Source organism: Pseudomonas sp. S49, assembly GCF_009866785.1.
In the GTDB taxonomy this organism is placed as follows: domain Bacteria; phylum Pseudomonadota; class Gammaproteobacteria; order Pseudomonadales; family Pseudomonadaceae; genus Aquipseudomonas.
In genome coordinates this window covers 2,967,498-2,978,879 of sequence record NZ_CP019432.1, presented here as the reverse complement: position 1 = coordinate 2,978,879, position 11,382 = coordinate 2,967,498, and the positions used below count along the sequence as shown (strand labels likewise).

At 61.0% G+C, this 11,382-nt stretch carries 9 protein-coding genes; 4 read left to right on the top strand and 5 right to left on the bottom strand.

Annotated elements, in window-relative coordinates; translation table 11 throughout:
- Positions 1-72 precede the first annotated feature (72 nt).
- From PspS49_RS13200 to PspS49_RS13180, 5 genes are all read right to left on the bottom strand, one after another.
- Positions 73-576 (bottom strand): RES family NAD+ phosphorylase, encoded by a 504-nt coding sequence (locus PspS49_RS13200; RefSeq protein WP_160039681.1) that lies wholly within the window; start codon positions 574-576, stop codon positions 73-75.
- Positions 573-1,049, bottom strand: a complete 477-nt coding sequence (locus PspS49_RS13195; protein ID WP_174245116.1) for an antitoxin Xre/MbcA/ParS toxin-binding domain-containing protein — start codon at positions 1,047-1,049, stop codon at positions 573-575. Before PspS49_RS13195 ends, PspS49_RS13200 begins: the two co-directional genes overlap by 4 nt.
- Before the next feature lie 270 nt (positions 1,050-1,319).
- Entirely contained in the window at positions 1,320-4,229 is a 2,910-nt protein-coding gene (locus tag PspS49_RS13190; protein WP_160039679.1) for a TonB-dependent receptor, read from the bottom strand.
- A gap of 91 nt (positions 4,230-4,320) precedes the next feature.
- A complete protein-coding gene (locus PspS49_RS13185) occupies positions 4,321-5,268 on the bottom strand; it encodes a FecR family protein (protein WP_160039677.1) in 948 nt (315 codons plus the stop codon).
- Positions 5,265-5,771 carry a sigma-70 family RNA polymerase sigma factor gene (locus PspS49_RS13180; RefSeq protein ID WP_034152323.1) on the bottom strand — a complete coding sequence of 169 codons (507 nt, stop codon included), beginning with the start codon at positions 5,769-5,771 and terminating at the stop codon, positions 5,265-5,267. Before PspS49_RS13180 ends, PspS49_RS13185 begins: the two co-directional genes overlap by 4 nt.
- A 297-nt stretch (positions 5,772-6,068) precedes the next feature.
- On the opposite strand from PspS49_RS13180, the gene PspS49_RS13175 reads away from it, so the two are divergent.
- The 4 genes from PspS49_RS13175 to PspS49_RS13160 all read left to right on the top strand — a co-directional run bounded on the left by PspS49_RS13175 (position 6,069) and on the right by PspS49_RS13160 (position 11,335).
- Positions 6,069-7,787 (top strand): hydrogenase maturation protein, encoded by a 1,719-nt coding sequence (locus PspS49_RS13175; RefSeq protein ID WP_160039675.1) that lies wholly within the window; start codon positions 6,069-6,071, stop codon positions 7,785-7,787.
- 354 nt (positions 7,788-8,141) lie between these two features.
- Positions 8,142-9,005: a LysR family transcriptional regulator gene (locus PspS49_RS13170; RefSeq protein WP_127927050.1), complete on the top strand. Its 864-nt coding sequence runs from the start codon at positions 8,142-8,144 to the stop codon at positions 9,003-9,005.
- Between the two features lie 111 nt (positions 9,006-9,116).
- Positions 9,117-10,262: an SRPBCC family protein gene (locus tag PspS49_RS13165; RefSeq protein WP_150774528.1), complete on the top strand. Its 1,146-nt coding sequence runs from the start codon at positions 9,117-9,119 to the stop codon at positions 10,260-10,262.
- Entirely contained in the window at positions 10,259-11,335 is a 1,077-nt protein-coding gene (locus PspS49_RS13160; protein WP_160039673.1) for an SMP-30/gluconolactonase/LRE family protein, read from the top strand. The genes PspS49_RS13165 and PspS49_RS13160 overlap by 4 nt, the downstream gene beginning before the upstream one ends.
- Positions 11,336-11,382 lie beyond the last annotated feature (47 nt).

Sequence of the window (11,382 nt, the reverse complement as noted above, 5' to 3'; positions counted from 1 at the left end):
GAATAAGGATTTATAGAGGGCGGTTTAGACCGTTGGGTGATGAGGTTATGCACAAAATGCCGTGCGTCCTTATCAAGCCGATGTCACCTCCCTCAACAACCGGGTATCCAGGCCAAACCGCTCCTGGGAGACCATCTTGAACTGCCCCTCTGCCAGGTCGCAGCTCACCAGCAGATTCCACGAGTGGCGGGTTGCCGCCGAGGGAATCAGGACAAATGGGTGCTCATCCAGTAAAGCGTCGGCAAACCGCTGTTGATTGGGCGACGGCCACGCGGGACTCAACCAGTAAGGATTCGGTACCTCTTCGGGCTGAACGACTTTGACCCGTGCATCGCGGATGACCTCAAAGCACGTCAGCACATAAGGCTCTCTGTCCAGTGCATCAAAACTATTATTGGATGCCACCTCCAGAATGGCCGAGGACGGGTCAACCGATGCATAGACGACTCGCCGGCCAGGCGCATTCCATCGACCGCCCTTCAGTTTTGAACCCATCCCGCTGTCCCACGTATCTCCGTAGGCCTCCTGATCCAGGCGCCAGCCATACCAGTGCCCTTCCCAGGGCAAGGGATTCATGGGTAACCCCCGTACAGGAGCTGACACAAGTATTGCTCGACCATCTGGAAACCCAGTGGATGGCGGGTCAGTTCCAACGGCACGTAGCCATTAAGGTAAGGGGTGGGTTTTTGCATCCATATCTCCGCCTGTGACAGCCCCCCGAACGCCCGAGTGGCCATCTCCAGCACCAGCGCATATTGGTAGGCGACGACACTCTGCTGCGAGTCAAGCCGTATCGATTTGCCTTCCTTCAACAGCCGCTGCACGGTTCTGACAGACCTGCCGGTGATGCGTTTGACCATGTCTTCGCGCAGGTACATTTCGGAAGTTGAAAGCATGTTGACGACGTCGCTCAGCTCAAAGCCCTGGTCGGTAAGGCGAATAATCAGCATGGCATCGTCACCGAGGTCCTGGCCATGCACGAGCAAATCGACAGGCTTGCCCGCGACCTTCTTCAGCCCCGTCAGCCGGGGTGGTTTGGGGGTGGGCATTGCGACATCCTCCATGGGGCATCTGGCGCGATCGTCGATCCAGAAGTTGCGCAGGGAATAAGCAGGCGTTTCATGCTCGATGTGGGGGGTACGCATAATCGATCCTTTATCTGGGAGCCTGAGCGTTCAAGCCGCTCAGCGACTTCAATGTCAGGTCCGATGCTATAGATCGCGCTTCCGACGACCAACCTGAAAAGGTCGTCGGAAATATCCCCTGCCTGCCGCAAACCAAGGCTTTTTCCGTAGGACGTCAACGCAAAATGCCTGCCCTCAGCCGCCGAAGTGATAACTCACATCGAGCCACCATTGCCGCCCGTACGGGTCATAGTTGCCGGTCGGGTAATACGGCCACCCTGCCGAGTCATCGTGTTTGACCTGATTGAGCACGTTGTTCACGGTCAGCCCGACACTCGCCCGGTCATTGAGCTTGTAACGCGCACTGGCGTTGAACACCGTCCACGGCGACAGGCGCCCGTCTCCCGCGCCATTGGTGACCGAACCATAACGAATGCCTATCAGCGTCGCCGTGGCCTTCTGGTAATCCCAGGTCAGGCTGGCGTTGACCTTGCTGCGCCAGTCGTAGTTGGTGCGTGAGGTGCGCCAGTCTTGCGTGGGGGCTTCTTCCGACTCCTTGTAGTAATGCGAAAGCACCAAGGTATAGCCCAGCGCCGAACTGAACGCGCCGTACTGTCCGGCGCCCCAGCGGATGTTGCTCTTGAAATCCAGACCGCTGACCCGCTCGCTGGCGGCGTTGATCGCGTTGACCCGCACGCGATTCAACTGGTTCGGGTCGACCGCCGCATTGCCGGCGTTACGATCAATGCGCGCCAGCGTCGATTGGCAGTTGGCCGAGTTGATGTCCTGAGTGCCATTGCGGCATTCGTTTTCCTGTTGCAGCAGCCGGTTTTCATCGACCGTAGTCAGCAGATCGTCGATCTCCACGCGCCAGAAATCCGTGGAGAAATCGAAATTGCGCGACGGTGACCAGACAAATCCGTAGGTCCATGATTTACCGCGTTCCGACTCCAGGTTCGCCGTGCCGCTTTGGGTGTAGTCGACCCGCCCACGATCACAGGCGCCCTCCACGCCCTGACTGCAACCGTAGTAATCGATTTGCGCCGGGTAGTAGCCGTTGCTGTCGGACTGATAGATGTAATTCAGGTCCGGCGCACGGAAACTGGTGCCATAACTGCCGCGCAGCAACAGGCTGGTCACCGGGCGCCACTCAAGCCCGAGGTTGTAGGTTTTCTGCTGCTCGGTGCGGCCGCTGAATTTGTATTGGTCCCAGCGCCCGGCGGCGGTCGCCAGAATCGTGTCAGTCACCGGAATGCTGAACTCGCCGCCCGCCGCATAACGTTTGCGCGAGCCACCGGAGCTTTGCTGTGGGCTCACGCCGTAAAAGGTACCGTCGTTGAGGCCGTCATCCGGGTCAACGCGATACTCCTGCTTGCCCGCCTCCAGCACCCCGGCGAAACCGACGGGGCCGGCCGGCAAATCAAACAGATCGCCATTGACCGAGGCGTTGTAACTGGTCGACACCGACTTGCTGCTCTGGGTCAGGTTGCCGCGAAACTGCTGCCATTCCTGCGGCGTCAGCGGCCGGTCGAGCCGTGAAGCATCCGGAGCAAATACCGGATAACCACCGCTGACACCGAGTTGCGGACCGAGGTAGAAATCCTGAATCGATGACAGCGGTGTGTAACGGGTGGTCCTGACGCTGCGATATTCCGAGCGATTGGCCGCCAGATCGTAACTCCAGCCGGTGTCGGCGATCTTGTCCGAGAGGCCGAGGGTGCCGGTCCACGAGGTGTCGCGCCACTTGCTGTTGTTGCTGGTGCGGCCACCGATTTCCTCTTCGCCGAAGCGTCGATACCAGCGCTCCAGATTGCCGCTGTTCTGGTTGATGAAATCCGGCGAGGTGAAGGTCGGCCCGCGCGTGTTGTTCTGGATATGGTCGAGGCCGTACATCAAATCGGCGAAGACCTGACCGCTGTCGCTGAAATGCCAAGTGCCACGGGTGTAGCCGTCGTAGTTTTCCTTCTGGGTCTGCACAGTCCAGTAATCGTTGTACATCTGGTCGGTGCGGCAGCGCCCGCCACTGTTGACCAGTTTGTTGTCGAACGTACCTTGATAAGCGCCGCATCCCGGCCCGAGATAGCGACTATTGGTCAGGTCGCGGCGGTAACCGACATCTGCCAGCGGGCCGCTTTGCATAAAGCCACGGTCATCGGCCCAGATCGGATCACGGTTAGTCAGTTCCAGACCGAACAAGCCGTCAAAATCCCCCCAACTGCCGCCGCCGCTGATCTGCAAACGCTGGTTGTCACCGCCGCCGCGCTCACTGGTGCCGCCCTTGAGGTTGACGTCGACGCCGTTGATCTTGTCCTTGAGGATGATGTTGACCACTCCGGCGATCGCGTCCGAGCCGTAAATCGCCGAGGCGCCGCTGCTGAGGATTTCGATGCGTTCGATAACCGCCGACGGAATGTTCGCCAGGTTGGTGAAGTTGACCTTGCCGTCGTACGGCGTCGGGTAATCGGCGACGCGACGGCCGTTGATCAGCACCAGCGTATGGTTCGGGCCGAGGCCGCGCAGGTTCAGCGCGCTGGCCGCCGGTTGCCAGGTGTTGCCGTAATCTTCGCCTTGGGTCATGCCGGTGTTTTGCGTCTGCGTCGCGAGGGCGTCGTAGACATTTTTGTAGCCGCGCGCTTCCATTTCCTCGTGGGTGATGACGTTGACCGGCGTGGCGCCATCGCTCTGCGCGCGGGCGATGCGCGAACCGGTCACGGTGACTTTTTCCATGCGGTAATCGGCGCTGGTGACCGGTGCCACGGCAGTGACTTTCGCCGGCGCATCGGCTGCGCGAACGGTCAGGCCCTGAGCGCTTTGCTCGACTTGCAGACCACTGCCGAGCAAAGCTTTTTCCACTGCCTGACGACCGCCCAACGCGCCGCGCACTGCCGCGCTGCGTTTGCCCTGCACCAATTCCTGACTAAAGGAAATCGGCACGCCGCTCTGCCGTGAGATGCCCAGCAGCACTTCGTCGAGCGGTCCGGTAGCGATGTCGAAGGTAAACACCGCTGCAGCAGGTTCCTGGGCAACCGCCGCCCATGGACTGATGCCCATCGCCAACGCAGCGGCGAGGGTCAATCGAGGTAATTGTTGTTTGATTGAGAACATCGAAGGGTTTCCCTGTTGGAGGCATCTGCAGGGAATGAGCAGCGGGCCAGCGCTTTTTATAGGGCGGCGATTAGGCCAAGAAGTTATGGGTTTATAACCGCGCGTCGATGCTGACCCAGAACGGGTTGTGCCAGGTGACGCGGATCGGCAGCGAGCGTTCCAGCAGTTGCAACGTACGATCGCTGTCGTCGAGCGGATAGAGGCCGCTGAGGCGCAGGTCGGCGACTTCCGGGCTCAGATGCAAGATGCCGCGACGGTAGCGGCGCAGGCTGTCGATGACTTCGTACAAAGGCCGGTCGCGCACCTCCAGTCGACCTTGCACCCAGGCACTTTCCTGACCGTTGCTGCGCTCCAGCGACAGCAACCCGGCGCCGTTGAACAGCAGGCTCTCGCCGGCCGCCACCACTTGCCGCGCGCCACCGGTGGTGACCACTTCAACCTGCGAATGGAGCATCACCAATCGCGTCGTCTCTTCGCTGTACTGTACGAGAAACTTCGTCCCCAGCGCCCGCATGCGGCCGTGCTCGGTTTCGACCACAAAGGGTCGCGCCGACTCTTTCGCCACATCGACCAACAATTCGCCGCTGCGCAAGGCGAGCAGCCGTTGCTGATGGTCGAACAAAGGCACCACACGACTGCGCGCATTGAGGGTCAGCGCACTGCCGTCCGCGAGTGTGAAGTCACGCCGCTCGCCGGTCCCGGTCGACAACTCCCCCGCCTCCGGCAGCCAGCCGTAACGTCGCCCGAGCAATCCGGCTAACAGCGCAACACCGAGCACACTCAAACTGCCGCTGATGAAGCGTCGACGACTCGACGGCGCATTGAGACTGTGCAGCAGGCTGTTGCGCGGCACGCTGCGCAGGCTCGGGTTGCGCAGCAGATTCAGGCCGCCGCCCATTTGTTCAATGACCTGTTGATGGCGAGGATCGGCAACGCGCCACGCCTCGAATGCGGCCCGCTCGGCCATGCCCGCCTCGCCCGACTGCAGCAACGCCAGCCATTGCGCCGCCTCGTCGATCACCGCCTCGTCCGGCCTCATGCCTGCATCGCCTGATAGCAGCGCTTGAACGCTTCGACCATGTATTGCTGCACGCGGCTGGTCGACACGCCGAGGCGCTCGCCGATCTCGCTGTAGGTCAAACCGTCGAGTTGATGGTAGAGAAACGCCGCTTTGGCTTTGGCCGACAGGCCATTGAGCAAGCGATCGACGGCCAGCAGCGCTTCAATCACCAGCGCCCGCTCTTCCGGGGATGGATGCACCGGTTCGGGCGCCAGCGCCAGGCTTTCCAGATAAGCACGTTCAAGGTCCTGGCGACGCCAGCCTTCGTATACGAGTCGGCGGGCGATGGTGGTCAGCAGCGCCCGTGGCTCGCGAATGGCCGTGGGGTCCGGCAATGCCAGCACCCGCAGAAAGGTTTCCGAAGCGATGTCCTGCGCACTGTGCGGGCAACCCAGCGTGCGGCCAACGGCAGCACACAGCCAGCGATAGTCCTTTTGGAACATCTGCCCGATGATCTGGTAATGCGGGTTGTACCCACCCATGCCTTGCTCCCTGAAACGGGTCCCACCCGCTGCGAAAAACCATCGTTCTGCCGGGATCGTCCGGCTCTGATCAGGCGCGACTGTGCAATAGCCTCTCAAACATTTGAAGTAATAAAAAATCAGCACAAGCAAACTATTGAGCATAAGTCGCTTCGTCGCCGCAGAAACATTGGCTGACACAACGTTGACTTCGATCACTGGCGCGTGGGCGGCCGCTGATTAATCTCGCGGCTCCATCGAAAGCCAGGGACGGCTCAGCGAGAGCCCGTGGCTGAACCCACTCAAGGAAGAGCAAGCATGCGACCACTCAACATCATTCTGCTGTCGTCAGCGTTCAACGGCCTGACCCAACGCGCCTGGCTGGAACTTCGCGAGGCCGGTCACTCGCCCAGCGTCGTGCTGTTTACCGATGAACAAGCCGTATGCGAACAGATCGAACACAGCGGCGCCGATCTGGTGATCTGCCCGTTCCTCAAGGACCGCGTACCGCAGGCGCTGTGGAGCAATGCCCAGCGCCCGATGGTGATCATCCACCCGGGTATCGTCGGCGATCGCGGCGCCAGTGCCCTCGACTGGGCGATTACCAACGAGCTGCCGAGTTGGGGCGTCACCGCGTTGCAAGCGGTCGAAGAAATGGACGCCGGCCCGGTGTGGGCCACTTGCGAATTCAACCTGCCGGCGGGCCTGCGCAAATCCGAGCTGTACAACGGCCGGGTCAGTGATGCAGCGATCCGCTGCATACGCGAAGTGGTGGAGAAATTCATCGAAGGCTATGAACCGGTTGCCCTCGACTATGCCGATGCGAAAGTGCGCGGGCGTTTGCAGCCGAACATGAAGCAGGTCGACCGCAGTTTCAGTTGGCACGACTGCGCGCGCTTCATCAAACGTTGCATCGATGCCGCCGACGGCCAGCCCGGTGTGCTGGCGAGCCTGGCCGGCGGTCAGTATTACGTGTACGACGCGCACCTCGATTCGCGCAGCGGTATGCCCGGCGAAATTCTCGCGGTGCATGACGATGCGGTGCTGGTCGCCGCTGGCGATCAAAGTTTGTGGATTGGTTCGCTGCGGCGCAAACCGCAATCCGGCGAAGAAACCTTCAAACAGCCAGCGCGGCATGTATTGGCCGAGCAATTGGCCGACGTGCCGGTGCTGGACTGGTCGATCGCTACACAGCCGTTCAGTGACGAAGCCTATCAACCGCTGCGGTATCGCGAATCCGGCATCGTCGGTGAGCTGACCTTCGAGTTCTACAACGGCGCCATGAGCACCGAGCAATGCCAGCGCATGGTCGCCGCGCTACGCTGGGCCAAATCCCGTGATACGCAGGTGTTGCTGATCAAGGGCGGGCGCGGCAGTTTTTCCAACGGCGTGCATTTGAACGTGATTCAGGCCGCGCAGGATCCCGGAGCTGAAGCCTGGGCGAATATTCAGGCGATCGACGATGTCTGCGCAGAACTGCTCACGGCCCGGCAGTTGGTGGTCAGCGGTGTCACCGGCAATGCCGGCGCCGGCGGTGTGATGCTCGCGCTGGCCGCCGATATTGTGTTTGCCCGCGCCGATATCGTGCTCAACCCGCATTACAAGAGCATGGGTTTGTATGGCTCCGAATACTGGACCTACAGCCTGCCCCGCGCCGTCGGCCCGGCCATGGCCGAACAACTGACCCAGGCCTGCCTGCCAGTGAGCGCGGTGCAGGCGTGGCAACTGGGCATGGTTCAGGAAATCGGCCCGCGTTGCCCGGACGAGTTTTCCCTGTGGTTGCTGCAGCGGGCCAACGGAGTAGTGAGCGATCCGACCTATGCTGCGGTGCGCGAGCGCAAGGCGCGGGTTGATCAGGTGTTGATCCAGCAGTGCCGTGAAACCGAGTTGCAGGAAATGCAGGAAGACATGCTGTACAACCGCAATCAGTTTGCCGAGAAGTGCCGCAACTTCGTGTACAAGCGCAAGGTGTGTGGCACGCCGGCACGGTTGATTGAAGAGTGGGCGCGGGTGCGTTTGACCGAGTTGGCCAGTTGATTTTGCGGTGACTGCTTTCCCCTCACCCTAGCCCTCTCCCAAGGGAGAGGGAACTGATTGGGGGATGCTGTAGAGGTTCGCCGACATGAACGATCTCTACTGAATCCATAATCGATCGATGTATGACGCAAGACACCTCGGTCACTCCCCTCTCCCAAGGAGAGGGAACCGAGCCGTGGATATTGAAGATTTACACCGACCTGAGAGTCTTGCTCTGAATCCATAATCGACTCGGTCTTTCAGGTCGATGTATGACGCAAGACACCTCGGTCAGTCCCCTCTCCCTCCGGGAGAGGGTTAGGGTGAGGGGCTTTTGCCTTTACAATGCCCGACACCTCAAACACCGGCCCGCCCATGGACATCGATCTCGCTCGCACCTTTCTGGAAATCGTCCGCCACGGCAGCCTCGCCGCTGCCGCGCAGAAGCTGTTCGTCACGCAAACGGCGATCACTGCCCGGGTGCAGAAACTCGAAAGCCAATTGGGTAGCACGCTGTTCGTGCGCAACCGCGCCGGGGCGAAGCTGACGCCCAATGGTGAGGCCTTTGTGGTCTACGCCAATCAACTGGTGCAGACCTGGGAAGCCGCGCGGCGCGATCTGCCGCTGCCCGAGGGCTATCACAACGTGCTGCACATCGGTGGCGAAGTCAGCCTGTGCAACCCGTTGATGCTCAGTTGGGCGGCAGAGCTGCGCGAGAAGATTCCCGGGCATGCCCTGCGCATGGAAATCCGCGATGGCGAAAACCTGCTGCGCCAGCTCGAACTCGGTGTGCTCGACGCCGCGTTGGTCTATCAGCCGGAATACTGGCCGGGCTTGCAGGTCGAGCAAGTGCTGGAAGAAAAGCTGATTCTGGTGCGCGCGCCCGAGCGCCCCGATCCCTACGTCTACATCGACTGGGGCCCGGACTTCCGCCGCCAGCATGACGCCGCCCTGCCGGAAAAAGCCAAAGCGGCGCTGAGTTTCAACCTCGGCCCGCTGGCCCTGCAATACATCCTCGAACACGGCGGCAGCGGCTACTTCCGCACCCGCGTGGTGCGCACCTATCTGGAAAGCGGCGCCCTCGAAGCGGTGACCAAAGCCCCGGAGTTCGGCTATCCGACTTACCTGGTCTACTCCCGCGATCGCGATTCGGCGACGCTGCAACAGGCCTTCAATCTGCTGCGTGAAGTGATCCGCACCGATGACGACTGGTCGCAGCGCTGGAACCCTCTGAGCTGAAGCAGCGGCTTCGTACCGGAGCATGGCGCATGTGCCATCGAGGTCCGGCCTGCACAAACGGCCGGATCGGCTAATCTGCCGGGTATAACAACAATCCCCGCAGGTGATGCAGTGAGGCAAACCACCGAGATTTTCCGCAGCCGCTACCGCGCGGCCATTCATCCGCTGTACAACCCGTGGCTGCACGGCGCCTTCGTGCTGCTGTTCGGGGTGCTGGCCATCGGCGGGTTCTGGAGCAGCGTGCAGCAGGTCGCCCTGCTGGAGTGGCTGACGGTGCCGTTGACCCTGCTGCTGTTCAATTTCGGCGTGTACATGGTCCATCGCCATCTCGGTCACCACAAAAAGACCTTCGCAAAAATGTTCTATGCCCGACATGCGGGCGATCATCACAGCTTCTTCACCCCCGGCCATATGACCTACGACGGCGCCCGCGACTGGCGGGTGATCCTGTTCCCCGCCTGGCTGATCGTACTGCACACGCTGGTGATTACCCTGCCGTTGTGGTGGCTGTTGGCACAGGTAAACGCCAACGTCGCCGGTTTGTTCGGTGGCTGCATGGTGCTGGGTTATCTGACTTACGAGGTGTTCCATGCCTGCGAACACCTGCCGCCGCACAACCCGCTGACACGCTTGCCATGGATCCGCCAGATGCGCCGCTTGCACGAGTTGCATCACCGCCGCGAGCGCATGCAGGAGCGCAATTTCAACATCGTCCTGCCGCTGATGGACTACCTGTTCGGCACCCTTTACTGGGAGCCGGAAACCGCCCCGTTGAATTGTTCGAGACAAGCCATGACCCGCATGCAGCACACCATCGATATCGCTGGCGAACCCACTGCCGTGCTTGCCTATGCCGCCAGTGTCAGTCGCTGGCCGGAATGGCACCCGTCGTCGCTGAAGATCGACGGCGCCCACGGCCCACTGCATGCCGGCTCGCGCTTCGAAGAGGACATTCATGCCGGCGGTCGGGCCGGCCATTTGAGTTGGGAAGTCAGCGAATACCTGCCCGGCCGGCGCTGGTGCGCACGGGCACAAGGCGATCATGGCCTGTCGTTGCTGCTGACCTATGAATGCAGCGCCGGCGACAGCGGTACGCGATTTGTGCGCACGCTGGATTATCGCTTCGGCGGTCTGGGCATGCGCATCGCCAATCACCTGCTGCTGAAACGGCGCATCGAGCGCGAATCCGCCGCATCGATGCTGGCGCTGCGTGACATGGCCGCGCAATACCTGTCATCGACGAGGGCCAGCGCGTGAAGCTACGGCATCTGTTGTTGCTGCTGATCCTCATCGTCATCGCGTTTTTATTGTTGATGCCGACCAACGTCGAACCCGTGGCCTGGACGCCGCCGCCAGCGCCATCGCTGACAGAAGGCATCTACGCCGAGAACCAGAAACTCAAAGGCGCAGCGCAGGTCGGGCCGAGCGACATCGAAGGGCCGGAAGCCTTGCTGCTGGAGAGTGATTTCTTGATCACCGGGCTGCACGACGGCCGACTGATCCGTACCAGCCTCGACGGCCAGCAACGCAAAGTACTCGCCGACACCGGTGGCCGTCCGCTGGGCTTGGCCCGACATCCGAACGGCTTGCTGGTGATCGCCGACGGGGTCAAGGGCTTGCTGTCCCTCGATGCGCAAGGTCAGCTGGTTCCTTTGACCACGGAGGCCAATGGTCTGGCCTTCGGTTTCACTGATGATGTGGCCATCGATAAGTCCGGGCATTACGCCTATTTCAGCGATGCTTCCAGCCGTTGGGGCTATGGCCATGACGGCGAGGCGATCATTGAGCACGGCGGCGACGGACGCCTGCTGCGCTATGACTTCCAGAGCGGCAAAACCAGTGTCCTGCTCGATAAGCTTGAGTTCGCCAACGGCGTGACCCTCGGCCCGGACGACGCCTATGTGCTGGTCAATGAAACCGGCGCCTACCGCATCAGCCGTTATTGGCTGACCGGGCCGAAAGCCGGCACTCACGATTTGTTCATCGACAATCTGCCAGGGCTGCCGGACAACCTGGCGTTCAATGGCAGTAATCGCTTTTGGGTGGCGTTGTATGCGCCGCGTAATGCCTTGCTCGACGGCACAGCGGAGCATCCGTTCGTGCGCAAGATGATCGTGCGGGCGCTGAAGGTTTTACCGAAACCGGTGGAAAAGCGCGGGTTTGTTCTGGGGCTGGATCTGGAGGGCAAGGTGATTGCCAATTTGCAGGATGCGAGCAGTGGCAATTATTCGCCGATTACCACGGTGCGCGAGTATGGATCGTGGTTGTATTTTGGCTCGCTGAAAGCCACACATATGGCACGGATGCCGTTGGATGCGGCCCTTAAGTGAACCTGATGTTTTTGTGTTGCATGGACTGACGCCTTCGCGAGCAGGCT